Below are 25,348 nucleotides of genomic sequence, written 5' to 3' on the forward strand. Positions count from 1 at the left end.
TCCTTTCAGATGGTGTTCATTGGTCCGCATAGGCGGCGGCCAGTAGCTGGGCGGGGCTCATACGGCCCCAGTCGCCGCCTGCGGTCGGCGGGTTGGCAGGCGGCAGCTTGGGCTTGGTGCCCTGCTGCTTCTCGGTGATCTCTCCGATGGCCTCCTGGAGCTTCTGCGCGTTCGCCTTGAGCGCGTCCCCCTCGCCGGCCAGCAGGGCCACGACCTCCCGGCTCAGCCCGGTGTCATCGGCGATTGAGCCGAGCAGCAGCTCGCGTTCATGGGCCGCCTTGAGCTCGTCGCGTTCCTTGGCCGCCTGCTCGGCCTGTTCGCGCAACTTGTCAATCTCGCTCTTTTTCGCCTCTTCGATCTCGTCAAGCTTGGCCGCTTTCGACTTGATTTCGTCGTAGTCGGCGTACCTGGCCTCGATCTCGGCGGCGCGCTTGGCGAGCGCTCGGCTGAATTCCTTGGACTCGTCTGACCGGCCGGCCTTGGGGTCGGCGGGTTTTGGATCCGAGGGTTTCGGCTCGGTCGTGGGTGTGCCTCCGGATGCTGGATTGGGGTCGGGGTTGGTGACGCAGCGGATACGGAGGGGCACGGGATGGTTGTGCATGGGGTTTCTCCTTGGATTGGTCGGACGCACGGTTAGCGACGCGGCGTGCGGGGTCCGCGAAAGATGGTGCTGTGAGAGGATCTGGTGGCGGGTGCAGGATTCGAACCTGCGTAGCCTGAGGCGGCCGAGTTATAGTCGGCTCCCGTTGTCCTCTTGGGTAACTAGCCGGGGTGTGGTAGCTTGGATAGTGCCAGGAGGCCCTCCGGGGTAGTGAAATAACCTACGGAAACCAGGGGATTGTCTCCTGGCTCTACTTTTTCAGTGTGACCTCCTTCAGGCCGTTGTTGCTGAGAATCCATAGTCTCTTGATGGGTGTTTGCGTGCGCTCGTTATAGAGCGCAAGCTGGTTGATGAGCTTGTCTGGCACTTCGGTGTCGCCTAGGTCGATGATGAAGGAGTCCTTGGTGACGCCTTTTCTGGCTGCCTTGCTGGCGGCTTCGGAGATGCGTTTGGCGATGTGCGAGTATTTGGCGGTTTGCATGGACTTCAGCTCGTAGTCGCCGTCCTGCTCGTTCCAGTGGAAGTCGTTGGTGGGCAAGAACTTTCGTCTGTCCTTGGGGATCCATCGGTAGTGGTTGCCGAGTTTGGCGAAGCGTTCGAGGAATACGATTTCGTGCATCTCCAGCACGTCCTTTGATGTGGGGATGCCGAGTTTTCGCTGGCGGGCGTCCCAGACGCTTTGGGGATGCGGTTTTTCGTTTTGCAGGGAGAGGATGCGCCGTTCGTCCTTCCAGGCGGTACGTGTCCTATCCGTGGCGACCCCATCCTTGAGCTGCTCGGGGTACATGGTGCGCATGCGTGCCAGGCGTTCGCGGTAGTTGCCGCTGCCTGTGGAGTCCCACATGCGGCGGTACCGGTCTGGGTTGAAGCCGGCGAGGTGCTGCTTGCCCCAGCTGGGCACTATGCGGCAGTCGCAGTGAGGGTGGTAGGAGTTTCCTAGACCGGCTGACTCCTCGCTGAGGTAGGCGAAGCCGCGGGAGGCGAGCATGAGGCAGAAGGCGCAGGTGGTGGGGCCGGCCGGCACTCTAGCCCATCTGGGTTTGGTTGGGTCCAGTCTCATGTTGCGTTGCAGTGTCAGGCGTTCCGATGCTGCGATCATTTCGGCGATGAACTGCTGTGCGTCATCCAGGTTCGACAGGTCGGGCCACAGGTCCTCGATGCGTTTGCGGGCCCGTGACCGGCGTTCGGCGACCTCCTGGTAGGTAAGCCCGGCGAAGTCCGAATCGTTGAATCCGCCCTGGACCTGCCATAGGGTGCGGTCGGGGTCGATGAGGGCAGTGTGGTCGAACGTGGGGAAGTCGGCATCTCCGTATTCGGCCCATAGGGTGCGCAGGGTGTCATAGTAGTCGTTGGCCATCTGGCTGGCGTCTCTGGCGTACTGGGCTATCAGGTCTTTCGCGTCCATGGGGTCGCGTGAGAGGACCACTTCCAGTTCGTCGGCCGCAGTCTCGCGGAGGGCATCGAGATTCCTGCGGTGGTCCTTGTGGGCCTGGTCAAGCAGCCGTTGGAGCTCCCGCATGCGGTCCGGGCTTGGATGCAGGTCGTTGAGACTCATCATCCACCTCCGGTCCATGCAGCATGGTCGCTTTCAGCTGGTCGATGCGCTCCTGAGTTCTTGCGCGCTGCTGCTCGCCGCGCAGGGTGCGGCGCTGGCGGTCGGACAGGTCGAGCATGTCGTAGGTCACGTCGCTGTCGGCCGGAAGGATGCCGGCCTGCACGAGTTTCACGGCGGCGTCTGCTGCCGCGGCTCGGCTCGGTGTGGCGGGGTTGCGCCATTGGCAGGAGATCGCCTGGGTGGTTCCGTCGGGGCCGGCCAGGTTCTGGGCCCTTGCGATGATGCGCTGCCAGGCGGGGCCGAACCAGGACTGGCATTGCTCGGCAGTCAGGCACAGCTCCTTCTGGGCCTTATCGATTGCCTCGGCGGAGGAGGGGTTGTCGGTGAGCACGCCCATCGCGTCTGGCGGCAGGCTGGTGGCGGAGGCGAACATTGTGGCTGTCTGACGCAGCTGCGCGCTGTGAGGCTCGAAGCTGTACTGCGGGAACTGACCGACGGTGGGCTGCTCCCCGTCGACATCGCTGGGGATGGCCAGCACCTGGTCCAGCATGATCTTCCAGTTGGGAATCCTGCCCCCATCCTCATCGGTGAACATGTCCTCGCTGACTCCGATAAAGTAACGGGGCGGGACGGAATACAGCTCGGCCTGCATCTCGGAACGCAGAAAGGTGCGCACGGCGCTGTCGGTCAGGCTCATGACGGTGCGGCTGATGCGGCTGCGGCCGAAGGGGCGTTTGGCGTCGGGCTTGTAGGCCAGCAGTTCGCAGGGCAGGCGCTGGCCGGCGTGGTCTGTGCGCGAGTACACCTGCCAGACAGGGCCGGACTGCACGATGCCGACGGTGTGCTCGGTGTCCATCAGGTACATGCCCTGCAGGAGTTTGCCGTCGTCGGACACGTCGAGCAGGAGGGCCGCAGCCAGGCCGTGCAGGCGCTTGTCCCACACGCCGGTGGCCACGTCCGCGGTGAACTCCTGGATGATGGCTTCGGGCTCGCCGATGGAGGTGTCGCCCTGTAGGGCAGCCAGGAAGCTGCATGAGTGCACGAGCGCGTCGGTATGCGCGGACTGGGCGGTCTGCAGCAGGCCGTTGGCGTCCATCAGGTCGGACACCTGCCTTGACAGCTCGGAGCCGTCCTGGGTGGTGACCCCATCCAGGACCACACGGTTGGCGAGCGCTTCGACGGCTTTCTCGGGCCAGCCCACGACGATGTCGATGTCCTTGGCGATGGGCGGCAGGCTGTAGCCTATGTCCTTGAGTTCGTTGCGCCCGTCGTAGTATTTGGTGCGGATCAGGTTGCGGGCGCGTTTTTCAAGCAGGCGGCGCAGGAGCCTGCGGTAGAGGGTCTGCTCAGCGTTGGTCAGGCCGCTGATGGTCTGAGGCGGGATGATCATCGTATGAGCCTCTGCTTTCGGTTGGGGTCGCGTTTGGTGACCGCTGTTCCATAGAGGGCGAGCGTCACCGCGATCAGGGGGCTGATGTCGATGTCGGAGCCGAGCTTGTTCCAGCCGACTGCTCCTGAGCCGCCGATGTTGCGGGTGGTGGCGTTGGCCACGGCGATGTCGAGGGCGGGCTGTTTGCCGTCGGCCAGGTGGGTGAGCTTGCCGTCCCTGAGCATGTCCAGCATCCTTCCGCAGGCGCGTCCCATGTCTGGGGCGCTGGTGGTGATGACCTTGACGTGCCGGGCTTTCAGGTCAGGCAGGAGGGCCATGGCGGGCGACTGGCCGTCGATGACGACGGCAGCGGTGCGCGGCCACCGGTCGGCAATCCAGTCGATGGCCCAGGCGCTGCCCTTGGACCGGGTGGATTCGAAGGCCTTGAGCTCGATGTGGGCGCTGCCATCTGCGTGCTTGACGCAGCCGCCGATGGCCAGGCTCGAGCGGTCTGGGGGCATGTCGATGGCGTAGCCGACCAGGCCAGCGGTGTCCGGCTCGTCGGTGGCCGCCATCCGCCATTGCGCCGGGTCGATGGCGCTGCTGGCGGCGACGGTGTCCCAGATGCCGAGTCCCTCGCGCCGGAAGCTGTCAGGGCTGAGCTGTTTCTGCAGGCGCAGGATCGAGCTGGCCGGCGTGCGCCTAGGGTAGGAGGGGTTGGCCATGGCCCATTGCTTGCGGTCGTCGGGGTCTGCGTCGGGGTCGGCGCTGAATTCTAGGTAGAGCATGTCATCGGTGCCGGCTAGTGCCTCCTGGCGGCGGATGGTGAATGCCTCGCTGGGGTCGCCGGGCTTGGGTGGGGTGCCCATCATGATCAGCAGGCCATTGTCGGCGGTGTTCATGGCGGGGACCATGTCGCTCATAGCGGTCTCGGTCAGGATCTGTGCCTCGTCCAGGATGACGATGCCCACGCCCTTGAACCCGCGGCCGAACCCGCGTTCCCTGGCCCCGAACAGGATGCGAGAGCCGTTGACGAAAGCGACTTCCTGCTGCCCATTGGCGCTGCGGATGCGGGCGATGCGCCGGCGTGCGCCTTTGCGTCGGGCCATGGAGCGCATGTCGCCGAACGTCTCGTCCGAGGTGCGCGAGCGGTGGGCGGTCCACAGGACCAGGAGTCCGGGGTGCAGGATGCACAGCATGAACACCAAGGATCCGATCAGGAATGTCTTGCCCACCTGCCGGCACAGGCTCATGACCACACCGCCAATGCCTGCTGCGTACCTTCCGTCGGCTCGCTTGGCCAGGATGAGCATGCCCAGCGCGTCCTGCCAGTAGTCGAACTCGATGCCCAGGAGGGCCTGCGCTAATTGCCTGACCCTGGGCCATTCCGAGGAGACGATGCCAGAGGGGATGAGCAGGTGGCGGGCGGCCTCAGATAGCTTCGGCGCTGAACGGGACATCCTGCGCCTCGCTTTCCTGGTCGTCCAGAGCGGCGACCGGGTCGTCGTCCTCCCGGTAGTCCTGCAGCTCCTTGGAAGCCGCGAGCAGCTGCCTGGAGATGGCGGGCAAGTCACGGCTGGAAGTCTCGTCGGATTCAATAGCTTTCCTCAGCCGGCGCACGGTCAGGCGCAGCATGTCCTCGTAGGAGGGCAGCGGGTCGACCATCTCCTCGAAGTCCTCCTGGGTAAGCCGCTCGGGATCCTTGCGCCGGCGGCGCATGATCTTGGCCTGGCCGGCGGGCTGACGGGGAGAGGAGGCCAGGCGGGTGCGCTCGCGGCTGGCCTTTTTGCGGCAGGCCGGCGAGCAGTACTTCTGGTCCTTGCGGGAGGGGATGAAAGCCTTGCCACATTGCGGGCATTTGCGGATCTCGGCGGACAGGGCCTCGTGCGACGTTTTACCGCGGCTCATGCCCTTTGCCTCCTCGCCAGTCGGCAGTAAGGCTCCCGGCATGCGACGCTTCGGTGCCCTGCGACGTTTTTCATTTTCCTTGGTATCGCCCGGGGAGAGATCAGCACTGCACCCGAGGCTGCCGTTCAGGCCACCCGAGGGGTCCTCCCCCCAGGGTCACCAGTCGCCGCTGGTCTCTAGCGGTAATGATGTGGACCTGATGTCCTCTGCACGGCCGATCTTCTGAAGCTGTCTGATGCGTTCCCGTGCCCATTCCACGGTGTGGTTGGATCTGATGCGGTTGCACCAGCGATGGGCCAGGAAGCAATTGGAGAAGTCGGTGGCCGACCCGCCACGGCTGACCGGTACCAGCTCATCGACCTCGGGACTGCCGGGCAGGCCCGCCGGCAGGGTCTTGTCGACCGGCTGCCCGCACAGGTGGCAGATGTCGTAGGCCGCCTTGACCCTGGCCGTCACCTGGTCGCGCCGCCACCCGTTAGCCCTGCGGTTATTGCACCTGCCCATTGCGCTGCCACATTGCCGACTCCCACCTGCCGGGAGCATAGATGGCCCAGGTCTTTGAATGATCGCCCCAGACGATGAGGTTACCTTTGCGGTCCACCCGGTAGCCCTTGGCTCCTTGATAGACATCATCCGGTCGTTCCATATCGGTAGTTCTTATGATGAGGTTCATGGCGACTCCCGTCAATAAATCAGCCAGCAAATAAACGTGGGTGCAGTAGGGAACACAAGGGGAATGCAGGAAGTTGGTATACAGTGTTATTGCGTATATCTAAATCAACAAAGGAGATGGCAATGGAAAACGAAGATCCGTATTACGAAGATCTGTGTTTAGAATGCAGCAAAGTCATCACAGAAGCGGATAGGTCACCCGATCCCAACTATTGCGCTGAATGTTACGATAGATACCAAAATGAATTGAAACAGATAAGAGGCAATGAGGCCTGAATCATAAAGCACTATACATATATAAGGAAAGGCCGGCAAGCAGAATGAACTGTATGCCGGTCTTTGCTAAGCTCTGTTTTCAGTCTTGCTGGATGTCGCCCCGGCTTCGCCAGGAATGACCAACACTACTAGTGTTGGCGGTGACAGTTGGCTTGTCAATTTTCGGTGACAGTCCGCCTGGTCAAAGCCTGCCACACATCCCAGAGCAGATATACAGGTTTGCCTTCCTGTTCGCTCACCTGGCGGATGATACCACGTTTGCGCCACTGGGTGACCGTGTTGCGCTTGATACCAATCCCACATCGCTTCAACAGGTCGCACAATCCTGCGGCGGTGCCTTGAGTACCGCAGGAGGCAAGGTGCAGTATCCTGATCTGCTGCACCTCCATGACCTTGAGGGTCCTGCCGCAGGATGGGCAAACGGTCCAGCCGGATTCCAGGTCGTCCTGGGCGCACCACAGTTCGGACCCGCACTGCTGGCAGTAGCCTATCAGCGTATGGTCCTCTGGCGGCTCGAACTGTCGGCCCATGCGCTGGACGAGCGTCGCGGCCATCCGCTTGATGATGGGCGCGTCAGGCCGGGCGAGCAGGCGGTCCACTCGATTGGTGGCGGCGGCCAGCAGGCCCTCGGTCGGCACGTGCCGCTGGCGCACGCCCACGGCCCGCCCCAGGCTCCACGCGAAGTGTTCGATGTCCTCCAAGAGGTTCCATGCGCCTTCGTTCAAGGGAATGGGAGCAGTGGTGCGCAGGCCCGCACGGGAGCTGTGGGCTGTCACGGACGCCTTCTTAGCCGCCAATAGCCGCAGGTCGGGTAGGTAGACGCGCAAGGTGCGCAGGTCCTGGTCGAGATGCCGGTGGTCGTGGTCCTGGCTGACCGTCTGGTTCATGCGCGCCCCTTCTCTGTCGTTCGTTCCTGGTCAACGACGGTCCGCCTCTTCGCCGTCGGTTGGCTTAGCAGCTTGGCGGTCTGCTCGACTGTGTATCTTGCCTGGGCCCAGGTGAGGATCCATTCGCGTAGCACGTTGCTGGTCATGCTTCCTCCTTGGGGTTGTAGGGGTTGCCGCTCTGCCGTCTGGTGAACCAATCCAGGTACCCGTCCTGGTGTCCCTGACGCCATGCCTCAGCCTGGAGGGCCGACACTCGTTCGTGTTGCTCCGGCGGCTCTTCGGGGGAGGGGGTGTGGTCGAGGATCCATTGGGCCAGCTTGCGGGCCGTGGGCACGTCGACCATGGCATACATGTCGAATTGGTCGCCGGACAGGCTCAGGCGCAGGCTGTCTGCAGCCAGGGTGACATCCACATCCGGTTGTCCGCTCTGCTCGGACCAGGACTCATGCGAGATACAGGCGTAATCGCCTTCGCTGTCTCTGCCGCTGCTCCAGGTGACGCCCGTCTTCCGGTCAGTCCTGTTGTCCTCCGGTGTCGTCGTGCTCATGCTGCCTCCTCCGGCTTCCGTTTGTCCGGGTGCTTCGCACCTATCAGACGGGCGTAGCGTTCGAAATCGAGCTCGCCCTCCTCATTCACCACCGGTTTGTCGACGAGTCCTGACTCGCTGTGCTCATACATTGGTGCATCGGAGAAGCCGTGGCCGTCCAACAGCCGCCCCTGCCCCAGCGCAGCCATTTGTGCTTCGGGGTCGGCGTGCAGGCCGTCGTCCAGCAAGATTCTCATCGCTTTCCCTCCTTGACGTGTTCGAGGATGAAGTGGGCTAGGAGCAGGGCCGGCCCGTTTCAGTTCATCGTTCATTGCTGGTCGATTCCTTCCAGGCTGCTACGCAGGTCGGCGAGCATGACCACTTCACGCGATTTGAGAGGTTTGGAGAGCATGGTCTCGATGGCCAGGCCCGCATCCAGGGTCCGCTGGGCCAGACCGGCGGTGTCGTAGACCACTTCAGTGATTGGGTCGATGTCGCCCCAGCGTTGCAGGTGCTCCTGCTTGGTCTTGGAGTCCATGGCCCTGCGCACCAGGGCCAGGTAGGAGGCAGAAGCCTTGAGAATGCCCTGCGCCTTGGGCAGCAGCTCCACCAGCATCTCCGGGGTGGCCTCGTCCGGGACCAGCGCGTCCACGCCCTTGTTCCTCCTCGTCTCACTCATGATTGACTCCTTCCATGTCCGTCGGTATCTGTACCGGTGTCCATCCACCTTGGTCATCCAGGAGCACCCAGCCATGCTGGCGGGTCAGGACAGGCACCATCTCGGGATGGTCCTGCCAGGCATGCACCAGCCAGCCCTTCTCGTATGCCTCGGCCGTAGCACTCCCGTGCACGTCGCCATGGCAGCCGCTGTCCCCGGACCCGCACAACAGAATCAGGTTTGACGCCTCATGCAGGCCGGGCCACCGGTGCGAACGCATCCTACGATGGTGCCGGTTCATCCAGGTGGAGCCCAAGGGCCTGCCGCAACGCACGCACCGCCAGTTGTCGCGCCGGTCCACCAGACGTTTGACCTGTTCGCTGGGCTGGTTGCTCATGCCTGCTCCTCCCACATCTTCCACAACCACACATGAGAACAGCGCCGGCTCATAACCGGCCCCCATTCCACAGGTCACCCGACGGATAGTGGCCTCCCTGCGGCATCTCCGCCTCGGAATCACGGCTGGACTTGTCAAACGAGTGCTCAACCTCAAAACCATGGACCTCGCTTCCACGCAAATCCTCCGCCACCTGCAAGCACCCACCGCCAGCGGCTCTCAGGCCGTCCAGCATCATCTGATACTCTGCGATGTCCCGGTCCAGGCAATGAGACGTGCGGTGATCGGTGGCAGGTATGCGCTCGCGGATGCGGTGTGCGAGCGCCGGGCGGATGGTATCGAGGAGGATGCGCAGGCTGGATACGTCCATGTGCTGGTGGCTTGTGTTTTCGAGCAGGCCTGGCATGGTATGGTCCAGCCATTTGGTGTCGAAGTGGACGCTTGACCCTGCCGGATGCAGGACGGCTTGTTTGGTTTGGCGGCGGAGCCAGGCTGCGAACATGCGTTGGGCTGAAGCTTGTTTGAGTCCGGTTCGGCTCTCTTCCAGCAGCCTGTTGTCCCTATGCGTGCGCTGTGCCCATGCCGACGGCCCGTCTGTGTGGGTCCGTCGGGGGGCGATGACTGTGTGCAGGCTTGTCTTCACTTGCTTGGCCTGCAGGTCCGTCACCCGCATCTCCGCTTCCAGGAGCAGATCGGAGGCCGGGTTCAGGCCGGTGGTTTCCACGTCGATCCATAGCAGTCGGTGTGGCAGGTTGCTTCGATGGTTACCGCTCATGCGATCTCCTTGAGTTCGTCCGTTCGGGCGCGCAGTCCCAGCTGTTCCAGGGCTTGGTCCGGGCTGGTTCCTGTGTTCAGCAGGTCGGCCAGGCGGCAGCCCAGGTCGACGTCCGGGCTTTCGCCGTCCTCGCAGCGCAGCAGGTCCCGCACGTGGGTGCACTTCCAGGTGTGCTTGTGTGGCTTGGCGGGGATCGCGTCGGCTGTGGCTGGCAGGCCCGGGGTGGCTGCCTGTCGCTCGTCGCGCAGGCTCTTGGCGCGCTTTGTGATCCATGAGGCGAACGCGGCGTCCAGGTTCCGGTAGCCGTAGTGCCGGATGCCTTTGGCTTTGATGGCGTCGCGGAACTCGGCCTCCAGGTCCGGCACGTCCACGAAAGGCAGGCCGCGCTCCCGGAGCTCCACCGCCCGCTGGTAGCAGGACGGCGACGGATGCCACGCATCCACGTCGGGCCAGTGACCATCATCATCGGAGGGGGAGGGGTTCTCTTTTTCTCTCTCTTTTTGGTTTTTGGTTTTAGGTTTTAGGTTTGTATCCGTTATTTGCGTGTTATCGGTGCCGTTACGTAACGCGTTACCGTCGGCGTTATCCTTGCGTTGTTTTGCCCGGTGTTTGGCTTGTCGCTTGGCGTTTGATGTTTTCATCTGTTCGATTTCCTCTCGTGAGTTCTGCGATTCCAGGTAGTCATGCACGCACGCTCCGTCTTCGGTTTCGTCCCACAGGCCAAGCTCGAACATGCGTTCTTTCTGTCGTTTTTTCGCCCCCAGGAGCTCCGAGATTGCGTAATCGGAGATCTGGCCGTCGGTGAGCTTGTCGCTGCAGAAACTGATGGAGATGACCCACAGGGCGAACTCCTTGGGATGCTCCTGCGCGATGCGCCGCATCTTTTCGTTCGTCCACAGGTCGTTGCGCAACTGCGCGAAGCCGCCCTTCATGACCGGGCATCCTTGAAACGCGCAGGCGTGAACCGGGCGGGGGGCATCGTGTCGCGCTGGAGCGCCTGCCTGACGGCATCGGCAGCCCACTGTTCATCCGCCTCAGCGCACATGCAGGTCTCGCCCCGCACGTGCCTGCCGTTCATATCCTCGGCCGCGGGGCTTTCGCACCGTTTGCTCATGATTGCTCCTCTGTCGGTTCCTCTCCGTCCCGCGGGCGCGGTCCGGGTTCCTGTTCGTCGTGGTCCCCGCTGGCGGCCCAGGCGATGCCTATGGCTGCTGCCAGCAGGATGATGGCTGCTATCGTCTGCCTCATGAGCTCTCCTTGTATGGGTTGGGGAGACGCCTGGAGGTTTCCGCGGAGAGCCTCCCTTCCTTCCAGGCCCTGGCTTTGATCTGGCCCAGCCAGCGGTCGAAGGCATGCCAGGCGCTCATGCCGCCGTCGCGGTCGTAGTATTCATGGACCGCCCAGCGGACCTGGTGCTTCTCCAACGGCAGCACGCGGGGTTCAGAACTCGGGTTGGCCATCGTCGCTCCCGAACCCGCATCCGTTGTCGGCTCCCTGGAATCCCGGATCGCTGTGGGCCCGTATCACCTGGACAGTGGACCTGAGCAGGCTGGGGCCCAGGTCGTCCACGGTCATCTCGATCACGGTGCGCTCCGTCCCGTCCTTAGCGGTGTAGGAGCGTTGAGAGAGCCTGCCGGTGGCGAGCACCGCGCTGCCCTTGTCAAGGCTGGCGGCGATATGCTCGGCCAGCCCCTCCCAGGCGGTGCAGCGCAGGAACACGGTCTGTCCGTCCTCCCACTGTTTCGACTGCCTGTTGTAGGCCCGGGGCGTGGAGGCGATGGTGAACCCCGCCATCCGTTTGCCTGTTCCCGTCGTACGCAGCTCGGGAGCCGCGGTCAGGTTGCCGTGCACGCTTACGGCTGCTTCATTAATCATTTGATTCCTCTTTCCATTCGACTCCCTGGCGCATCAGATCCAATCGACGCCACATCACCAGGTCGCTCTTCGACAAGGCCGCCCGGAAGGACGGGTACCGGCAGAAATGCACCAACAGGCGCTCAGCCGCGTTCACGCCAGCACCTCTCCAACGCCGTCGACAGGCCTGTCCCCCCGCGGAAATGTCGGGCCCTGGACAGCCAGGCCGCTTTGGCCCATGACTGCTGCGCCAGGTAGCGCGACTCGGCTGCCATCCGTCTGCTGCGCGCGTTGGCCCACTCGCAGCCGACCGCGGCGATGGTGTCCGCCACTTCGTCCAGGAAGGCATCGACCTGATCCATGTCGTAGCCCTCAGGCAGGCGATGGGTATCGAACTCCTTGTCATGCACATCATTGGGTGTCAGCATTCGCTGCCTCCTTCCGCGGTGCTCTGGCGCAGGGCGCTGGCCTTGTACGCCCGTACCACAGCCGGGTCGTACCTGACGGCGCGGCCCAGCTTGTAATACTCGTGCAATTCCCGGCCCTCGAACCGCCATAGGGCGAGGGTCTTGACCGGGATCCCCAGGTATTCGGAAACCCTCCGAGGAGACCATGGCGTCTCGGCCCCGGGCCGTTCAATCGTCCTGGCACCCATCGCGCACCTCCTTCGCTTCTGCCATGCCTGCGCGTGTCAGCCGGTAGCGCGAGCATCGGCCCCCAGCCTCGCTGCGGCCCCCCTGGTCCGCCACCTCCACCAGGCCCAGCCGGCATAGCTCGGACAGGCGCGTGCGAATCGTGGACTCGCCCAGCGGACGGGCCTGCGGGTGACGCCGTTCATGAATCCTCTGGGCCTTGCGATCCACCCGCCATGCCTCGACCGGTGCGGCGTTGTGCCGACGCAGGTCCAGCAACGCTTCCAGGGCCAGCCGCTGCTTCTCCTTGACCTTCACCCGGCCGGCCGCCTCGAAACTGGTGGACGGATCGCCCTCACGGGTGGGGGCCTCCAGCAGATCCTCTATCGTGGGTTGCCTCAGTCGCACAGCTCCCACCTCCCTAGTCCGTATGAAGCCAGGGCCAGGCCGGCGGCGGCTGCCGCCAGGTGCGCCAAGGACAGCACGCCCTTGGTGAGTGCGTATGCCAGCCATGTCGACCCCCAGCCTGCGAGCAGCAGGCCGGCCGACCCTGCCAGCAGAAACAGGAACGCTTTCATCGCAGTCATCGCCGTCCCTCCCCGCTGCGTTCCGCAGTTTTCACTACTGCGTTGATGAATTGAGGCGCGAGCTGGTGTAGGCACCTCACCAGGCCGGCCTGCCCGGCTGCCGACCCGTGGAAGCTCATATCGGTTCTCCCGTTCCCTGCTGTGGGAAGTCCGGTCTTCGGCAGGGAACGTTCGCCCGCGTCGCCGCGCTGGTATGAGAGCCGGAGGGCCGGCGGTTCCTTGCCGTGGGGCGTACAGCATCATCAGCGTGGCCTGCCTGGGCTTTTCCATGCGCTGCTTTGGCTCGGCGGGTATACTGTTGTCAGACATTGGAATGACCAACTTTCTTGTCTATGAAGCCGCTGCGTCACCAGCGGCTTCTTCTTTTCTTCTGCAAAGATGAAGCCGGGGCGGTGGGAATAAACCGCCCCGACGGTCCCCTAAGATGGATTGCAGAGCCGCATGTCGGGTGCGGTTCTCACCGAAGGGGAAGTGTGATGGAAGTGGCCATGAACTCCGCTGCATACCTGCTGAAGTTTTTCCTTGGCGAAGGAGCCACGAGCGATAGCGAGGTGTTTAAGTTCGGCGACTTATCGGCCGCTATGGCTGAAGTTGATGAAGCGTTATCGGCCGCGGCGGCCAGTGGGGACAAGGAGGCGGGTTCTGCAGCCAAATGCATAAGGGACCTCTGGTGGGCTGTTGGGGAAATTTTCCATCGGGACAAGAACAGAGACCCCAATATCCCAATCCCGCAGGGGGGTGTCGGGTTGAGCAACGAGTGCGAGATGGCATTACGGATTGCGAAACGGCTGCTTGGGGACAAGGTGAACGTGTATTCAAAGGAACGCCGTGACAGCGTGCGGGAGCTCGTCGGTTCTCTGCGTGAAGCTTTGGAGCCGTTGTCGGTCCCGTCGGAGCTGAAACGGTACGTGCTTCTCCTCGCACATGAAGTCCAAGTGGCCTTGGACCTGTACGATACGACCGGTGACTTTAAGCTCGACACTGCGTTTTCCAGGCTGCAGTCATCGCTGTTCGTGGTGGCTACTTCTTCAACCAAACCGGAGCAGCACAAAAGTTTCATGAGTTTTTTGACGCAGAAGCTTCTTCCGTGCATAACCGCCGTCTCGGTTACGCTGGGTGTTCCCCAGGCAGCTATTGATGACATCAATTTGTTTGCTCCTCAGATCGGGCATTCCGATCAGCAAACGGATGCTGAAAATCACCAGCCAGGTGCCCGTCCAACTGCTCCCGGTCCAGAGGCTCCGGCCGCCCAGCAATGACGTTCTGCCCTATTACGTCGTTAAGATTTGCGAGTACGTCAAAAAAGACGTTTGATGCAGCCGAGAACTGATCTCTCCTATATTTGGGCAAGTTCAGCTTCTTCATCTCTTCTCCTCTTCTGAGAGCGCGGAAGGTGTTGCATCGACTTTCGTTGTTGAGCGTGCTTCTGCGCGCCGGAGGATTTCGGAGGGAAGCTCGCCGGCTGCCTTCGCTGTCCCGATGAACTCGTCCAGAGACATGTTGTGCTGTTTGTTGAATCTGGCACCGACAGACTGACGGTTGAGACCTAGGACCTGTCCTAGTTGCACATTGCTGATACCGCTGGCCCTTTTTGTTCGAAGAAGTTCGTCCATTGTCAACGAAGTCAATGTGTCCAAATTTTTGGTCATAGAAAAACTGTACAAATATTTGGTCATTGTGACAAGTACAACACGCCGTTTGTCGAATTATTTGGACAATTGGTTATTGTTGAGACATGGCATTAAAAGGTCGAACATGGTCGGATGTAGACAAGACGTTTGTTGCCTTCATCAATCGCCGCATCGAAGAAGATCCGCGTAAATTATCACTAAGAACTATCGAGGGGCTAACAGGAATTAAGCATGGTCGACTTGGTGGCCTGCTCAACATGACGGCCGGCGTCCCAACCCTAGATGAATTTATCGGTCTTTGTCGCTTGCTTGGCCTTGAAGCATCTGCTGTCATGCGGATGTTGGAGACAACAGCCGAAGAGCCCAACACAAGAGCTGATGAGCTGGATGAATTACTGGATCAGGTTGCGGCTCATCCGGAAGATTTCGATATCGCCGCTTTACGCGATCCGAATGCGGCGATGGAAAGGGAGACTCCACGAGATTGAGATTCAGAGGGAGAAAGCAGGCATGAGACATCCTGATATAGCTGATCTATTGCGCGAAGCAACAATGCTTGAAGTCAGGATTGAAGAGCGCGCACTTGCCCCGGATTTATGCGGGTTCTACTGGGACAAGAACCGCACGATCATGCTGAACGAATGCCTGCCCGACTGGCAATACCGCTGCACCCTCTGCCACGAGCTCGTGCACGCCAAACACCACGACTCAGGTTGCGGGCTAGCCGGCACCAAAGGCGAACGCAGGGCACGCAAAGAGACAGCCTTGCGCCTCGTCAATCCGGTGGAGTATGCGAGCGCCGAGGCCATATATGACGGTGACACGTTTTTGATAGCCTCGGAGCTTGGTGTGACCGTCCAAGTCATACATGATTACAGAATGTGGCTCGAACAACGTCAAGGCCTGACGAGAAGGAGAACAGATGAAGGCTGGAATACGCGCTCGCGGCATTGTGGCTGTGATTGGGGCTTTGACGATGGTGCTGAGCCTGTCCGCCTGCGGCGCGCAGAAGGAGGTGCCTGACGTGACGGGGAAAAGCTTCTCGGACGCCGCCGCGACTTTGTCGAAGGCAGGGTTCATGTACGATGCCAAGGATGGTACCGGCGGCATCGGCTTCGATGGCATGGTCACTGGTCAGGACCCCAAGGGGGGCACCAAGACCGATGATATGAAAGTAAAGCTCACAGTGAAGAGTTCCCTGGATGAGACCCGTGAGAAAGGCGAACAGAAGCAGAAGGAAAGGGCTGAGAAAAAGGTGCAGCAGCAGAACACACCCGCTCCCAGCGTAGAGAAGTCCACTTCGGGTGGTCTTACCCAGGCTTACGCCCAGCTGGCTTGCAAGCAAAGGGGTAGGCGAGAGTTCCCTTACGGGTTCAAACCGCATTTCATAACTGATGCAGCCGAGCCGATGTGGTCGCCAGACAGCGTGCTGCTCCAGTTCAGGGCCACGGTGAAGAACGAGTACAACGCGAAGCGTGATGTGACCGTGAACTGCAATGTGCGCGGATCCAACGACAAGCCGGAGGTGTTCGGCTGGACGGCCCAGTAGGACGACCCAAAAATGCCCCGTCTGCACTGCCATGCGACGGGGCGGTGAGAACAAATCGATGAGAAATGCCTCACGCTACATTCTAGCGTCGGGGCGGAATGGAGCGAACCATGGCGAGTGTGAGCGCATACGAGACGGCAAAGGGCCGGCGGTACATGGTCCGGTATCGGACCCCGGACCACAGGCCGACCATCAAGCGGGGGTTCACGCGTAAGAAGGACGCGGAGCTGTTTGCAGCCAAACTGGAGACGCAGCTCAACGACGGTACTTTTGTCGATGTTTCCAAGGGGCGCAGGACGGTGGGGGAGCTGGCCCCTGCGTGGCTGGCGAAGAAGAAGATAGCTGTCAAGGCCAGCTATTACTACACGCTTGAGACGGCATGGAAAGTGCATGTAGGGCCCAGGTGGGCGAAACGCTCCATCCGCTCCATCAAGCGCAGCGAGATACAGCGGTGGGTGGCCGGTCTGTCCTCGGGCGACGAGGGCAAGCCGAAGAGCGCCAGCGTCGTCATCCGGGCATACGGCATCCTCGCCGGCATACTGGACGACGCGAAGGCTGACAAGCTGCTCGCCGAAAATCCGGCCCGCGAGGTGACCCTGCCGAAGCGCCGGCGCAAACCGCACATTTACCTCACCGAGCGGCAGCTGTACGCTCTTTCGGACGCCTGCCTGATACCTGGCAGGAACTGGAACGCCGACCATGAGCGCTTCCAGCGCTCAGTGCTGGTGCTTGTGCTCGGGACCACCGGCATGAGGTGGGGCGAGTGCATCGGCATGCGAATAGGCCTGGTGGACTTCCGCCGGCACCGCATGCAGGTCAGAGTGTCCGCAACGGAAGTCAACGGCAGGATGGAGGTGGACGTGCCCAAGACCGGTAGCGAGCGCAGCGTGGTGTTTCCCGCGGTCCTCGATGACAGGCTGCACCGGCTGATTGGCGGGCGTGGTCCTGACGAGCTGCTGTTCACGGGGAGCTTCCATGGATACGTGAAGTCGGTGTCGCCGAAGGATGGCGGCAAGTGGTTTGCCCGTGCGTGCGATGCGGCCGGGTTGAAACGGATGACCATCCATGACCTGCGGCATACGGCGGCCAGCCTGATGGTCAAGAGCGGGGCGAACGTGAAGGCCATCCAGCGGCAGCTGGGTCACACGTCGGCTGCGATGACCCTGGATGTGTATGCGGATCTGTTCGACGAGGACCTGGATTCGGTGGGGAAGTCGATGAACGAGCTGTTGCTGCAAAGTGCGCTCAAAGTGCGCTCAAAGTCGGTTTCGCCGGTTGCGTGATGTGCTCTAAACGTTGAAATCCCGGCCCTTTCGGACCGGGATTAATCGTGGAGCTAGGGGGATTCGAACCCCCGACCTTCTCCATGCCATGGAGACGCGCTACCAGCTGCGCCATAGCCCCGTACTTACCTTGCTTGGTGAAGCCTTGCTTATAGTACACCGGGATTGGCGAATGGAGCAACTCAGTGTGTTGCCCCGGAATTGCAGGGATTGTGAGCTATTTGATGGATTTTATCCTCGAATGGTCTTGGGTCGTTTTGAGCTTGCTAGTGCGCTAGCATGAGGGCAAGGGGCGACCAAGGGGGTCGGCAGCAACTGAAAGGCGGCGGACCATGACAGGCAAAGTCGATGCCGAAATGCGGGATGAAAAGCGGAACAAGGACCATCCCGGGGACCAGCTGATCATCAACTGCCTGCCCTTGGATAAGGGTGAGCGACAGGAATTCCTTCAGGCGGCTCCAGGCGTTCATCAGGAGTTCATTGTCGACACGGACATGCGGCAGAGCATGCATTGGCTCATCGATGTCCCTCAATCCCTCCGATCGGAGGCCACGATCATTTTGGGTAATCCGCCGGCCGAGCAGGTGATTGCCTGCCGTAACCTGGTCTGGCTGCAGACCAGCAGCGCGGGTGTGGATGCCTACCTGAAACCGGGGGTTCTGCCTCCGGATGCCATGTTGACCAGTGCCTCAGGCGTTTACGGGCAGTCGGTCTCCGAGCACATGTTCGCCATGATGTGGGCCCTGATGAAGGACCTTCCTGGTTACCGGGACAATCAACGCATGGGCCGTTGGGAACCTCGCGGGGCTGTCCTTTCACCGCGCGGTTGCCAGGTTCTGGTGTTGGGCACGGGGGATATCGGAGCCTCCTTCGCTCGTCTGGCCAAGGCTGTAGGCGCTCGGACCATCGGTATCAGGCGGCATCCCGACCAGCCGGTGGAGGGGTTCGACCGTCTGGCTGGTTTTGACGATCTGGATGCCCTGCTGCCTGAGATGGATGTAGTGGCTCTGGCCCTGCCTTCAACGCCGCAGACCAGACATATCATCGACGGCCATCGTCTTGCATTGATGAAGTCCACCGCCGTGCTGATCAACGCGGGCAGGGGAGATGCCGTGGATTGCATGGCTCTGGCCCAAGCCCTGGATAAGGATGGCATTTTCGGTGCAGGGCTGGATGTGACCGAACCGGAACCTCTGCCTGAAGACCACCCACTCTGGAGGCAACCACGCTGCCTGCTCACTCCGCATGTAGCCGGGGGAGCTCATCTCCCCTCCAACATGGACAAGGTTCGGGAAATTTGCCTGGATAATCTTCGTCGGTTCATGGATGGCAGACCCCTTCGCAACCGGATGAGGTGACCGCCGTGCCGACAGAGCAAAGCCGTAGCGGCAACAGTCGTGGGCGGACGACTGTTCTGCGGTGGGTGGCCGTTCTGCTGGCGCTTGCTTTGATTGTGGCGGGCTCCTTGGCCTTGGCTGGCAGGCTGATGGGTGTCGGATCTGCTCGCCATGATAATCAAAGTTCCTCTGCAAACGGCCGCAAGACCGCTTCCCATAGCCCTCTCGGGTATTCTCCTGAGCAGACTGCTGTCCACCCGCCTCTGATCTCGCCTGTGGACTACAACCACGACGGTGTGGACGATTACACGGCTATGGTGCGTGGAGCCCATCAGGAGGCACGCATCCATCCACGTTATGACAGCGGCTACTATCAGGGCGGCTATCCACCCGATGACCGGGGTGCCTGTACCGATGAGATCTGGAGGGCCTTCCGACAGGCCGGCTACGATCTGAAAGCCATGGTCGACGCTGACATCGCCTCGTCTCCTGGGGCCTATGCCGGAGTCATCAGCAGGCCTGATCCGAACATCGACTTCAGACGCACCAACGTCCTCGGCGTATTCCTGTCCCGGCACGCCCAGCGTCTGACCAACGACATCGCGGCCACCGACCAGTGGCAGCAGGGCGACATCGTCATCTTCGATACCTCCTGGCGCATCGGCATGGCCTCGGATAAAAGGGACAGCCGGGGTATTCCCTTGCTTCTGCATAACATGGGCCAGCGCGCCAGGGAGAACGACTACCTGGAATCGCCCGGTCATCGTCCCATCACCGGTCATTTCCGCTTCGACGCCTCCAAAATCCAACCCGCCGTCCTGCGCCCATGGAGGGGGTGACCAGGGACTACCCTGCGAAATTGAACACGGCGGCAACTGGTTATCTGCTACTATCGGTTCGGCCAGACACGTCGGCCGGGTTCGAGCACGAGAGGCGGTGATGGCGATGATGAGAGTATTCAGCACCATGAACGGGCAGATCGAGCAGATCGGCAAGGCTTCCAAGGGCTCATGGATATGCTTATCGGCGCCCACCGATGTCGAGCTGGCCAACGTCTCGCAGACCACGGGCATCGACCTGGCTGACCTGCGCGCCCCCTTGGACGATGAGGAGCGCTCGCGTGTGGACGTGGAGGACGAATACACCATGGTCATCGTTGACATTCCCCGGGCCGAGGAGCGCGACGGGCGGGACTACTACGAGACCATTCCTCTGTCCATCATCGTTACCGAGGATCTGATCGTCACCGTCTGCATGCAGGACACGGTTCTGCTCCATCCCTTTATGGAGGGCACCATTCGGGGTTTCAACACTTTCATGAAGTCCCGCTTCATCCTGCAGATCCTTTACCGTAACGCCACCCTCTATCTGCGCTACCTGCGCATCATCGACCGCGAGTCGGACCGGCTGGAGCTCAAGTTGCGCCACTCCATGCAGAACAGAGAGATTCTCATGCTGTTGGAGCTCAACAAGACCTTGGTCTACTTCGCCACCAGCCTCAAGTCCAACGAGATCGTCCTGGAGAAGCTGACCGGCCTGGAGCGGATCAAGCGCTACCCGGACGACGAGGATCTTCTGGGCGACGTGATTACCGAAAACAAGCAGGCCATCGAGATGGCCAACATTTACTCAAGCGTGCTTTCAAACATGACTGACGCCTTCGCCTCCATTGTCTCCAACAATGTCAACAACGTCATGAGGATCTTCACTATCATCTCCATCAGCCTGTCGGTGCCCACGCTGATTTTCTCCATGTATGGCATGAACTTCAACCAGGGTATGTTCGGCATGCCCTTTACCGACAAGCCCTGGGGATTTGCGGTCGTGGTGATTCTGTCAGGCCTGCTGACCGCCCTGGTAACCTGGTTCCTGACGCGCTCGAGAATGTTCAAGTAGGGGCCGGTTATGTTTGCACGCAGGATTGCGGCGGCTCTGGTTGCGCTGGTTCTGGCGGTGCCCCTGAGCGGGTGCGACCGCCAGGAGGATCGCTACCGGGCTGGTTCCATCGGGCCCAAGATCAGCGTGGGCATCTCCTTCGACCAGCCCGGGCTTGGATTCGCCCAGTCCGGCCAGTACCGGGGTCTGGATGTGGATGTGGCCCGGTACGTGGTCCACGAACTTGGATACGCCGAGTCGCAGATTGTTTTCCGCCAGGTGAAGCCTGCGGACCGCGAGCGCATGCTCGAACAAGGTCAGGTAGACATGGTCGTGGCTGGCTATTCCATCACCCAGGAACGGCAAAAGCTGGTGGATTTCGCCGGGCCTTACCTGGCTGCGGGGCAGGACCTGCTGGTTCGCCGCACTCAGAACGATATCGCCGGGGTGGAGGATCTGGCCCAAAAGCGGGTCTGCGTGGCATCTGGGTCCACCTCCGGGGCTCTGGTGCGCTCGCTGGCCCCCCAAGCCCAGGTACAGGAGCGGGAGGAGTTCCCCGAGTGCATCACGGCCCTGCTCAGCGGGGACACTGATGCCGCCAGCGGGGACGACTTTGCCCTGGCCGGCCTGACTCATGTTCGCGGCGGCGGCCAGCTGCGCCTGGTCGGCAATCCCTTCTCCCATGAACGGTACGGTATCGGCGTGCCCCACGGGGATCCGGAGCTGGTGGATGTCATTGACCAGGCTTTGAAGAGGATGATGCGGGACGGATCCTTCAAGGCCGCACTGGGTCGGGCCTCCAAGTCCATCGGCTTCTCCATCAATGCCGCAGCTCGCACCCTGCAGCCTGGCGACCACTGAGCACAGCTCCGGTTAGGATGACGGATGCTGGACATAAGCCTGGCTGTGTCCATGTGAATGGCGATAATTCACGATATGAACGCGAATGAAGACAGGGATCATCAGCAGACCCAGGAATCCGAACAGCCTCAATTCCGCTACGATGCCGCCATGGCTCAGACCATCGAGGAGCGCTGGCAGCAGCGCTGGGACAAGGAGGGCACCTTCTGGGCCGCCAACACCAAGGGCGACTTGACGGATGCCCAGGGAGATCATGCTGGGGGCCGCAGTCCCTACTTCGTCATCGACATGTTCCCCTATCCTTCGGGCAAGGGCCTGCATGTGGGCCACCCCTTGGGCTACATCGCCACCGATGTGGTCAGCCGCTATCACCGGATGAAGGGCGAGAACGTCCTGCATGCCATGGGCTATGACGCCTTCGGCCTGCCCGCCGAGCAGTATGCGGTCCAGACCGGCCAGCACCCCCGGGTCACTACTGAGCAGAACATCGCCAACATGCGGTGGCAGCTGCACCGGCTGGGGCTCAGCTTCGACGACCGCCGCTCCTTCGCCACCATCGATACCGACTACGTGCGCTGGACACAGTGGATCTTCTCGCGCATCTACAAGTCCTGGTATGACCCCGACTACCGCCGTGCAGATGGAGGGACGGGCTCGGCCAGGCCCATCAGCGAGTTGGTTGAGGCCTTCAAGTCCGGAAGCAGGCCCATCCCCGGCCATGCCGATGCCTCCTGGGATGACCTGGACGCGGCCGAGCGCTCCGAGGTGCTCAACGACTTCCGTTTGGCCTACATCTCTCGCTCGCCGGTCAACTGGTGCCCCGGACTGGGCACGGTCCTGGCCAATGAGGAGGTGACCGCCGAGGGGCGCTCGGAACGAGGTAACTACCCGGTCTACCAGCGTGAGCTCAAGCAGTGGTCCATGCGCATCACCGCCTACGGCCACCGGCTTCTGGAGGATCTGGATATCCTGGACTGGCCCGATAAGGTCAAGCTCATGCAGCGCAACTGGATCGGGGAGTCACACGGGGCTTCGGTGGACTTCACCGTGCCCAGCCCTGACGGCGATCAGACCATGGAGGTCTACACCACCCGTCCTGACACGCTTTTCGGTGCTACCTTCGCTGTGGTTTCCCCAGAGCACGACCTGCTGCAGCACTTGCCACAGGAGTGGCCTGAGGATGTGCCCGAGCAGTGGAAGGGCGGCTATGTCAATCCTGCTGAGGGTGTGCAAGCCTACCGACGGGCCGCCGAGGCCAAGACCGCCAAGGATCGCGTGGACGAGGGCGGAGCCAAGACCGGCCTGTTTACCGGGCTGTACGCGATCAACCCCATCACCGGGGCCAAGTTGCCCATCTTCACTGCTGACTACGTGCTGATGGACTACGGTACCGGAGCCATCATGGCTGTGCCAGGCGGTGACCAGCGCGATTACGACTTCGCCGTCAAGTACGGCCTTCCCGTCGTCTACACGGTCAGCCCACTGGCTGAGTCCGGACAGACCTTGGACGACTATCGGGGCAAGGCACCTTTCGTCTCTCACGACGGCATTGTGGTCGACTCTTCGGTTCAGGCAACCCAGGCCGCTGGCGACTCGCTCAGCTTGGATGGTTTGCGGGTTGACCAGGCTATCGAGAAAGTCACTGCCTGGCTGGAGTCGGCCGGCGTTGGCCATGGGACAGTCTCCTACCGGCTGCGCGACTGGCTCTTCTCCCGTCAGCGCTACTGGGGCGAGCCCTTCCCGGTGGTCTATGACGACCAGGGCCTGCCCCATCTGTTGCCCGACGATCAGCTTCCGGTGGCCCTGCCAGACGTGCCCGACTACTCGCCTAAGACCTTCGACCCCGAGGATGCCCAGTCCAGCCCGGAGGCCCCGCTGAGCCGCAACCAGGATTGGGTGAACGTGACCCTGGACCTGGGTGACGGGCCCAAGGTCTACCACAGGGACACCAACACCATGCCCAACTGGGCCGGTTCCTGCTGGTATTACATGCGCTACATCGATCCCAAGAATGACCAGCACATGGTCGATCCGGAGGAATACGACTACTGGCTGGGGCCCCAGCACAACGCCACGGCCGGGGAGTCAGGCGGTGTCGACCTCTACGTGGGCGGTGTTGAGCACGCGGTACTGCACCTGCTCTATGCCCGCTTCTGGCACAAGGTGCTCTATGATCTGGGTTACGTTTCGTCCAAGGAGCCCTTCCACAAGCTCTTCAACCAAGGAATGATCCAGGCCTACGCCTACACGGACCAGCGCGGCCAATACGTGCCCGCTGCCGAGGTGGAGGAACATGATGAGGGCGGCAAGGTCAGCTATACCTGGCAGGGGCAGCCGGTCAACCGCGAGTTCGGCAAGATGGGCAAGAGCCTGAAGAACATCATCACCCCTGACGACATGTACCGCACCTATGGGGCCGACACCTTCCGCCTCTACGAGATGAGCATGGGACCCCTGGACGAGTCCCGGCCCTGGAATACGCGCAACGTGGTGGGCGGCATGCGCTTCCTGCAGCGGCTCTGGCGCAACGTGGTGGACGAACGGACCGGCGAGGTGGTTCTGGACGAGGGTGAGCTCGACCAGAAGACCCTGAAGCTGCTCAACACCACCATCCACGACGTGACGGTGGAGATGGAGGCCATGCGGCCCAACACGGCCATCGCCAGGATGATCGTGCTCAACAACCATCTGACCGGGCTGAATCCGACGCCCAGGGCAGCCATTGAGCCCCTGGTGCTCATGCTCTCGCCCATCGCCCCGCACATCTGCGAGGAGCTCTGGAGCCGTCTGGGACACAAGGAGTCCCTGGCGCACGTCCAGTGGCCGACCTGGGATGATCGCTATCTTGGTGAGGACACGGTCACCGCCGTTGTCCAGGTCAAAGGCAAGGTCCGCGGCAAGCTGCAGGTCAGTCCCGACATCGCGCCTGATGAACTCGAGGCCATGGCCCTGGAACTGCCCGCCGTCCAGGAGCGGCTGGGTGGCAAGGAGCCGCGGAAGGTCATTGTTAAGGCCCCTAAGATCGTTTCGGTCGTGCCGGCCTGATCCTGTACTGTCCGCAGCCAGGCTGTGGACGGATGACGACCTTCGACCACATAGCCCCCCGACCTCATATCGGGGGACTTTTCATGCCAGGCTGGGTCCATGAGCATCAACATCACCCAGCCGCCAGCGCCGCCCCTACAAGCTTTGGCCCTGAATCAATCGGTTCATTCGGAGGGGTCAGCCGAAGGCAAGGCCAAGTCCCAGGTCCGACGGAATCGGCCCGTCTGGTCGTTTACGCCCCTCCAGGCCTTGACAGCCATCCTTATTCTGGTGTCGGCTCTTGCCCTAAGTCTGACCCTGCTGGCCCAGCAGGGACGGGCGCTGGCTGCAGGAGCAGCCGTTGACGGATCCGGGACCAGTTCATCGGCTCCTGCGAACGGTAATGTGAACAGCGCTGCACACCGAGGCAAGCAAGCCTCGGGTAATGAACGTAGCCGGGACACTTCGAGCGCAGTAGTAAGCGAGCAGGCCGATCCGGCCTCAGACTCCGCCCAACATACTGAAAAGGCCGACAATGCCCCTGCTGTGCCGGCCCCCAGTTCCTCTTCGGAGTCAGCAGACCAGGCGGGACGCGTGAATCTTAACAGCGCCAGCCAGCAGGATCTGGAAAATGTCAAGGGAATTGGCCCGGTCAAGGCTGCAAAAATATTGGAGCACCGGCGCGCCATCGGCGGTCGGTACACTTCGGTAGACCAGATCCTGGATGTCCCCGGCATCGGTGCCAAGACCTTGGCCCGCTTACGCCCATATTTGATGGCGCAATGATGGCCGTTCATTCAAGAGTTCACGCTGGGGTTCACGATGCAATTGATCAGGAGAACGGCAGCTGCAATCTTCGAATGCTCCCCGCTGCCTGTCTGGCCTGGGCGGTTGCACTACTGGTCCTATGGCTTCTGGACAGGAGCATGGGCGCAGTCATGCCAGTATCAGGCAAGAGCGGTGATTGGGCCAAGACGGCGGAGGAGTCCAGAGGTGCTATGGCCGGCGGGAGTACACCCGGTGGAAGCATGGGCATGGCGGTCTGGATAATGCCGCTTGCCCTAGCGCTTCCATTACTCCTTGCAATGGTC

At 61.7% G+C, this 25,348-nt stretch carries 35 protein-coding genes and 2 tRNA genes; 11 read left to right on the plus strand and 26 right to left on the minus strand.

Translation table 11 applies throughout. From position 1 onward, the window contains the following. Positions 1-16: 16 nt before the first annotated feature. The 24 genes from H3V09_RS01665 to H3V09_RS01780 all read right to left on the minus strand — a co-directional run bounded on the left by H3V09_RS01665 (position 17) and on the right by H3V09_RS01780 (position 12,697). Positions 17-601: a hypothetical protein gene (locus H3V09_RS01665; protein WP_198190723.1), complete on the minus strand. Its 585-nt coding sequence runs from the start codon at positions 599-601 to the stop codon at positions 17-19. An 82-nt stretch (positions 602-683) separates the two neighbouring features. After that, positions 684-768: transfer RNA gene (locus H3V09_RS01670), tRNA-Tyr, on the minus strand. A gap of 83 nt (positions 769-851) precedes the next feature. Continuing rightward, positions 852-2,156: a VG15 protein gene (locus tag H3V09_RS01675; protein WP_232339330.1), complete on the minus strand. Its 1,305-nt coding sequence runs from the start codon at positions 2,154-2,156 to the stop codon at positions 852-854. Then, the gene (locus tag H3V09_RS01680) at positions 2,095-3,546 is read right to left on the minus strand and encodes a phage portal protein (protein ID WP_198190724.1); all 1,452 of its coding nucleotides are present in this window, start codon (positions 3,544-3,546) and stop codon (positions 2,095-2,097) included. The genes H3V09_RS01675 and H3V09_RS01680 overlap by 62 nt, the downstream gene beginning before the upstream one ends. Then, on the minus strand, positions 3,543-4,985 hold the full coding sequence (locus tag H3V09_RS01685) for a terminase (RefSeq protein WP_198190725.1): 1,443 nt from the start codon (positions 4,983-4,985) through the stop codon (positions 3,543-3,545). Before H3V09_RS01685 ends, H3V09_RS01680 begins: the two co-directional genes overlap by 4 nt. Beyond that, on the minus strand, positions 4,957-5,433 hold the full coding sequence (locus H3V09_RS01690) for a recombination protein NinG (RefSeq protein WP_198190726.1): 477 nt from the start codon (positions 5,431-5,433) through the stop codon (positions 4,957-4,959). Before H3V09_RS01690 ends, H3V09_RS01685 begins: the two co-directional genes overlap by 29 nt. A gap of 156 nt (positions 5,434-5,589) precedes the next feature. Beyond that, positions 5,590-5,937, minus strand: coding sequence for an HNH endonuclease (locus H3V09_RS01695; protein WP_198190727.1), 348 nt, complete (start codon positions 5,935-5,937; stop codon positions 5,590-5,592). Continuing rightward, complete coding sequence (locus H3V09_RS01700) at positions 5,921-6,079, minus strand: hypothetical protein (RefSeq protein ID WP_198199021.1); 159 nt, start codon at positions 6,077-6,079, stop codon at positions 5,921-5,923. Before H3V09_RS01700 ends, H3V09_RS01695 begins: the two co-directional genes overlap by 17 nt. A 457-nt stretch (positions 6,080-6,536) precedes the next feature. Further along, a complete protein-coding gene (locus tag H3V09_RS01705; RefSeq protein WP_198190729.1) occupies positions 6,537-7,268 on the minus strand; it encodes a hypothetical protein in 732 nt (243 codons plus the stop codon). Next, entirely contained in the window at positions 7,265-7,414 is a 150-nt protein-coding gene (locus tag H3V09_RS01710) for a hypothetical protein (protein ID WP_198190730.1), read from the minus strand. Before H3V09_RS01710 ends, H3V09_RS01705 begins: the two co-directional genes overlap by 4 nt. After that, positions 7,411-7,815 (minus strand): hypothetical protein, encoded by a 405-nt coding sequence (locus H3V09_RS01715; RefSeq protein ID WP_198190731.1) that lies wholly within the window; start codon positions 7,813-7,815, stop codon positions 7,411-7,413. The genes H3V09_RS01710 and H3V09_RS01715 overlap by 4 nt, the downstream gene beginning before the upstream one ends. Beyond that, a complete protein-coding gene (locus H3V09_RS01720) occupies positions 7,812-8,051 on the minus strand; it encodes a hypothetical protein (RefSeq protein ID WP_198190732.1) in 240 nt (79 codons plus the stop codon). Before H3V09_RS01720 ends, H3V09_RS01715 begins: the two co-directional genes overlap by 4 nt. 71 nt (positions 8,052-8,122) lie before the next feature. Further along, positions 8,123-8,473, minus strand: coding sequence for a hypothetical protein (locus H3V09_RS01725; protein ID WP_198190733.1), 351 nt, complete (start codon positions 8,471-8,473; stop codon positions 8,123-8,125). Continuing rightward, positions 8,466-8,849 (minus strand): hypothetical protein, encoded by a 384-nt coding sequence (locus H3V09_RS01730; protein ID WP_198190734.1) that lies wholly within the window; start codon positions 8,847-8,849, stop codon positions 8,466-8,468. Before H3V09_RS01730 ends, H3V09_RS01725 begins: the two co-directional genes overlap by 8 nt. 49 nt (positions 8,850-8,898) lie before the next feature. Continuing rightward, positions 8,899-9,624 carry a hypothetical protein gene (locus H3V09_RS01735; RefSeq protein ID WP_198190735.1) on the minus strand — a complete coding sequence of 242 codons (726 nt, stop codon included), beginning with the start codon at positions 9,622-9,624 and terminating at the stop codon, positions 8,899-8,901. Beyond that, a complete protein-coding gene (locus H3V09_RS01740) occupies positions 9,621-10,556 on the minus strand; it encodes a hypothetical protein (RefSeq protein ID WP_198190736.1) in 936 nt (311 codons plus the stop codon). The genes H3V09_RS01735 and H3V09_RS01740 overlap by 4 nt, the downstream gene beginning before the upstream one ends. Continuing rightward, positions 10,553-10,738 carry a hypothetical protein gene (locus tag H3V09_RS01745; protein WP_198190737.1) on the minus strand — a complete coding sequence of 62 codons (186 nt, stop codon included), beginning with the start codon at positions 10,736-10,738 and terminating at the stop codon, positions 10,553-10,555. The genes H3V09_RS01740 and H3V09_RS01745 overlap by 4 nt, the downstream gene beginning before the upstream one ends. After that, entirely contained in the window at positions 10,735-10,872 is a 138-nt protein-coding gene (locus tag H3V09_RS01750; protein ID WP_198190738.1) for a hypothetical protein, read from the minus strand. Before H3V09_RS01750 ends, H3V09_RS01745 begins: the two co-directional genes overlap by 4 nt. After that, entirely contained in the window at positions 10,869-11,084 is a 216-nt protein-coding gene (locus H3V09_RS01755; protein WP_198190739.1) for a hypothetical protein, read from the minus strand. Before H3V09_RS01755 ends, H3V09_RS01750 begins: the two co-directional genes overlap by 4 nt. Then, complete coding sequence (gene ssb / locus H3V09_RS01760; protein ID WP_198190740.1) at positions 11,065-11,499, minus strand: single-stranded DNA-binding protein; 435 nt, start codon at positions 11,497-11,499, stop codon at positions 11,065-11,067. The genes H3V09_RS01755 and ssb overlap by 20 nt, the downstream gene beginning before the upstream one ends. Positions 11,500-11,621: 122 nt before the next feature. Further along, positions 11,622-11,906 carry a DivIVA domain-containing protein gene (locus H3V09_RS01765; RefSeq protein WP_198190741.1) on the minus strand — a complete coding sequence of 95 codons (285 nt, stop codon included), beginning with the start codon at positions 11,904-11,906 and terminating at the stop codon, positions 11,622-11,624. Further along, the gene (locus tag H3V09_RS01770) at positions 11,900-12,133 is read right to left on the minus strand and encodes a hypothetical protein (RefSeq protein ID WP_198190742.1); all 234 of its coding nucleotides are present in this window, start codon (positions 12,131-12,133) and stop codon (positions 11,900-11,902) included. The genes H3V09_RS01765 and H3V09_RS01770 overlap by 7 nt, the downstream gene beginning before the upstream one ends. Beyond that, the gene (locus H3V09_RS01775) at positions 12,114-12,518 is read right to left on the minus strand and encodes a hypothetical protein (protein WP_198190743.1); all 405 of its coding nucleotides are present in this window, start codon (positions 12,516-12,518) and stop codon (positions 12,114-12,116) included. The genes H3V09_RS01770 and H3V09_RS01775 overlap by 20 nt, the downstream gene beginning before the upstream one ends. After that, entirely contained in the window at positions 12,509-12,697 is a 189-nt protein-coding gene (locus tag H3V09_RS01780; RefSeq protein WP_198199022.1) for a hypothetical protein, read from the minus strand. Before H3V09_RS01780 ends, H3V09_RS01775 begins: the two co-directional genes overlap by 10 nt. 476 nt (positions 12,698-13,173) lie before the next feature. Between H3V09_RS01780 and H3V09_RS01785 the strand changes: the two genes are divergently transcribed. After that, the gene (locus H3V09_RS01785) at positions 13,174-13,956 is read left to right on the plus strand and encodes a hypothetical protein (protein ID WP_198199023.1); all 783 of its coding nucleotides are present in this window, start codon (positions 13,174-13,176) and stop codon (positions 13,954-13,956) included. A 102-nt stretch (positions 13,957-14,058) separates the two neighbouring features. Here the strand turns inward: H3V09_RS01785 and H3V09_RS01790 are convergent, their stop codons facing one another. Beyond that, positions 14,059-14,310, minus strand: coding sequence for a hypothetical protein (locus tag H3V09_RS01790; RefSeq protein ID WP_198190746.1), 252 nt, complete (start codon positions 14,308-14,310; stop codon positions 14,059-14,061). A gap of 122 nt (positions 14,311-14,432) precedes the next feature. Here H3V09_RS01790 and H3V09_RS01795 point away from each other — a divergent pair, with 122 nt between their 5' ends. The 4 genes from H3V09_RS01795 (at position 14,433) to H3V09_RS01810 (ending at position 17,160) form a co-directional block, all read left to right on the plus strand. After that, the gene (locus H3V09_RS01795; RefSeq protein ID WP_198190747.1) at positions 14,433-14,816 is read left to right on the plus strand and encodes a hypothetical protein; all 384 of its coding nucleotides are present in this window, start codon (positions 14,433-14,435) and stop codon (positions 14,814-14,816) included. Between the two features lie 22 nt (positions 14,817-14,838). Then, on the plus strand, positions 14,839-15,351 hold the full coding sequence (locus H3V09_RS01800; RefSeq protein WP_198190748.1) for an ImmA/IrrE family metallo-endopeptidase: 513 nt from the start codon (positions 14,839-14,841) through the stop codon (positions 15,349-15,351). After that, on the plus strand, positions 15,251-15,877 hold the full coding sequence (locus H3V09_RS01805) for a PASTA domain-containing protein (protein ID WP_198190749.1): 627 nt from the start codon (positions 15,251-15,253) through the stop codon (positions 15,875-15,877). Before H3V09_RS01800 ends, H3V09_RS01805 begins: the two co-directional genes overlap by 101 nt. A gap of 110 nt (positions 15,878-15,987) precedes the next feature. Continuing rightward, positions 15,988-17,160, plus strand: a complete 1,173-nt coding sequence (locus tag H3V09_RS01810; RefSeq protein ID WP_198190750.1) for a tyrosine-type recombinase/integrase — start codon at positions 15,988-15,990, stop codon at positions 17,158-17,160. Positions 17,161-17,208: 48 nt separating this feature from the next. Here H3V09_RS01810 and H3V09_RS01815 read toward each other — a convergent pair. Then, a tRNA-Ala gene (locus H3V09_RS01815) sits at positions 17,209-17,281 on the minus strand. 235 nt (positions 17,282-17,516) lie between these two features. Between H3V09_RS01815 and H3V09_RS01820 the strand changes: the two genes are divergently transcribed. From H3V09_RS01820 to H3V09_RS01845, 6 genes are all read left to right on the plus strand, one after another. Beyond that, on the plus strand, positions 17,517-18,518 hold the full coding sequence (locus H3V09_RS01820; protein ID WP_046323743.1) for a D-2-hydroxyacid dehydrogenase: 1,002 nt from the start codon (positions 17,517-17,519) through the stop codon (positions 18,516-18,518). A gap of 5 nt (positions 18,519-18,523) precedes the next feature. Continuing rightward, entirely contained in the window at positions 18,524-19,336 is an 813-nt protein-coding gene (locus H3V09_RS01825) for a DUF1287 domain-containing protein (protein WP_046323744.1), read from the plus strand. Positions 19,337-19,442: 106 nt separating this feature from the next. After that, a complete protein-coding gene (locus H3V09_RS01830; protein ID WP_046322833.1) occupies positions 19,443-20,393 on the plus strand; it encodes a magnesium transporter CorA family protein in 951 nt (316 codons plus the stop codon). Positions 20,394-20,402: 9 nt separating this feature from the next. Next, positions 20,403-21,233, plus strand: coding sequence for a glutamate ABC transporter substrate-binding protein (locus H3V09_RS01835; protein ID WP_046322835.1), 831 nt, complete (start codon positions 20,403-20,405; stop codon positions 21,231-21,233). Between the two features lie 75 nt (positions 21,234-21,308). Further along, on the plus strand, positions 21,309-24,278 hold the full coding sequence (gene leuS / locus H3V09_RS01840) for a leucine--tRNA ligase (RefSeq protein WP_198190751.1): 2,970 nt from the start codon (positions 21,309-21,311) through the stop codon (positions 24,276-24,278). Positions 24,279-24,377: 99 nt separating this feature from the next. Then, entirely contained in the window at positions 24,378-25,043 is a 666-nt protein-coding gene (locus H3V09_RS01845) for a ComEA family DNA-binding protein (RefSeq protein ID WP_198190752.1), read from the plus strand. Positions 25,044-25,348: the final 305 nt, after the last annotated feature.

The organism is Bifidobacterium sp. M0399 (assembly GCF_016100595.1).
In the GTDB taxonomy this organism is placed as follows: Bacteria; Actinomycetota; Actinomycetes; order Actinomycetales; family Bifidobacteriaceae; genus Bombiscardovia; species Bombiscardovia polysaccharolytica.

Bases quoted from the DNA above. Each gene is read 5' to 3' on its own strand.
- H3V09_RS01705 (WP_198190729.1), bottom strand. From the start codon at position 7,268: ATGAACCAGACGGTCAGCCAGGACCACGACCACCGGCATCTCGACCAG.
- H3V09_RS01700 (WP_198199021.1), bottom strand. From the start codon at position 6,079: ATGGAACGACCGGATGATGTCTATCAAGGAGCCAAGGGCTACCGGGTG.
- H3V09_RS01685 (WP_198190725.1), bottom strand. From the start codon at position 4,985: ATGTCCCGTTCAGCGCCGAAGCTATCTGAGGCCGCCCGCCACCTGCTC.
- H3V09_RS01680 (WP_198190724.1), bottom strand. From the start codon at position 3,546: ATGATCATCCCGCCTCAGACCATCAGCGGCCTGACCAACGCTGAGCAG.
- H3V09_RS01795 (WP_198190747.1), top strand. From the start codon at position 14,433: ATGGCATTAAAAGGTCGAACATGGTCGGATGTAGACAAGACGTTTGTT.
- H3V09_RS01690 (WP_198190726.1), bottom strand. From the start codon at position 5,433: ATGAGCCGCGGTAAAACGTCGCACGAGGCCCTGTCCGCCGAGATCCGC.
- H3V09_RS01755 (WP_198190739.1), bottom strand. From the start codon at position 11,084: ATGGCCAACCCGAGTTCTGAACCCCGCGTGCTGCCGTTGGAGAAGCAC.
- H3V09_RS01665 (WP_198190723.1), bottom strand. From the start codon at position 601: ATGCACAACCATCCCGTGCCCCTCCGTATCCGCTGCGTCACCAACCCC.
- H3V09_RS01720 (WP_198190732.1), bottom strand. From the start codon at position 8,051: ATGAGAATCTTGCTGGACGACGGCCTGCACGCCGACCCCGAAGCACAA.
- H3V09_RS01845 (WP_198190752.1), top strand. From the start codon at position 24,378: ATGAGCATCAACATCACCCAGCCGCCAGCGCCGCCCCTACAAGCTTTG.
- leuS (WP_198190751.1), top strand. From the start codon at position 21,309: ATGAACGCGAATGAAGACAGGGATCATCAGCAGACCCAGGAATCCGAA.
- H3V09_RS01830 (WP_046322833.1), top strand. From the start codon at position 19,443: ATGATGAGAGTATTCAGCACCATGAACGGGCAGATCGAGCAGATCGGC.
- H3V09_RS01675 (WP_232339330.1), bottom strand. From the start codon at position 2,156: ATGAGTCTCAACGACCTGCATCCAAGCCCGGACCGCATGCGGGAGCTC.
- H3V09_RS01835 (WP_046322835.1), top strand. From the start codon at position 20,403: ATGTTTGCACGCAGGATTGCGGCGGCTCTGGTTGCGCTGGTTCTGGCG.
- H3V09_RS01735 (WP_198190735.1), bottom strand. From the start codon at position 9,624: ATGAGCGGTAACCATCGAAGCAACCTGCCACACCGACTGCTATGGATC.
- ssb (WP_198190740.1), bottom strand. From the start codon at position 11,499: ATGATTAATGAAGCAGCCGTAAGCGTGCACGGCAACCTGACCGCGGCT.
- H3V09_RS01740 (WP_198190736.1), bottom strand. From the start codon at position 10,556: ATGAAGGGCGGCTTCGCGCAGTTGCGCAACGACCTGTGGACGAACGAA.
- H3V09_RS01725 (WP_198190733.1), bottom strand. From the start codon at position 8,473: ATGAGTGAGACGAGGAGGAACAAGGGCGTGGACGCGCTGGTCCCGGAC.
- H3V09_RS01745 (WP_198190737.1), bottom strand. From the start codon at position 10,738: ATGAGCAAACGGTGCGAAAGCCCCGCGGCCGAGGATATGAACGGCAGG.
- H3V09_RS01790 (WP_198190746.1), bottom strand. From the start codon at position 14,310: ATGGACGAACTTCTTCGAACAAAAAGGGCCAGCGGTATCAGCAATGTG.
- H3V09_RS01785 (WP_198199023.1), top strand. From the start codon at position 13,174: ATGGAAGTGGCCATGAACTCCGCTGCATACCTGCTGAAGTTTTTCCTT.
- H3V09_RS01810 (WP_198190750.1), top strand. From the start codon at position 15,988: ATGGCGAGTGTGAGCGCATACGAGACGGCAAAGGGCCGGCGGTACATG.
- H3V09_RS01750 (WP_198190738.1), bottom strand. From the start codon at position 10,872: ATGAGGCAGACGATAGCAGCCATCATCCTGCTGGCAGCAGCCATAGGC.
- H3V09_RS01765 (WP_198190741.1), bottom strand. From the start codon at position 11,906: ATGCTGACACCCAATGATGTGCATGACAAGGAGTTCGATACCCATCGC.
- H3V09_RS01695 (WP_198190727.1), bottom strand. From the start codon at position 5,937: ATGGGCAGGTGCAATAACCGCAGGGCTAACGGGTGGCGGCGCGACCAG.
- H3V09_RS01800 (WP_198190748.1), top strand. From the start codon at position 14,839: ATGAGACATCCTGATATAGCTGATCTATTGCGCGAAGCAACAATGCTT.
- H3V09_RS01805 (WP_198190749.1), top strand. From the start codon at position 15,251: ATGAAGGCTGGAATACGCGCTCGCGGCATTGTGGCTGTGATTGGGGCT.
- H3V09_RS01715 (WP_198190731.1), bottom strand. From the start codon at position 7,815: ATGAGCACGACGACACCGGAGGACAACAGGACTGACCGGAAGACGGGC.
- H3V09_RS01710 (WP_198190730.1), bottom strand. From the start codon at position 7,414: ATGACCAGCAACGTGCTACGCGAATGGATCCTCACCTGGGCCCAGGCA.
- H3V09_RS01770 (WP_198190742.1), bottom strand. From the start codon at position 12,133: ATGGGTGCCAGGACGATTGAACGGCCCGGGGCCGAGACGCCATGGTCT.
- H3V09_RS01780 (WP_198199022.1), bottom strand. From the start codon at position 12,697: ATGACTGCGATGAAAGCGTTCCTGTTTCTGCTGGCAGGGTCGGCCGGC.
- H3V09_RS01820 (WP_046323743.1), top strand. From the start codon at position 17,517: ATGCGGGATGAAAAGCGGAACAAGGACCATCCCGGGGACCAGCTGATC.
- H3V09_RS01730 (WP_198190734.1), bottom strand. From the start codon at position 8,849: ATGAGCAACCAGCCCAGCGAACAGGTCAAACGTCTGGTGGACCGGCGC.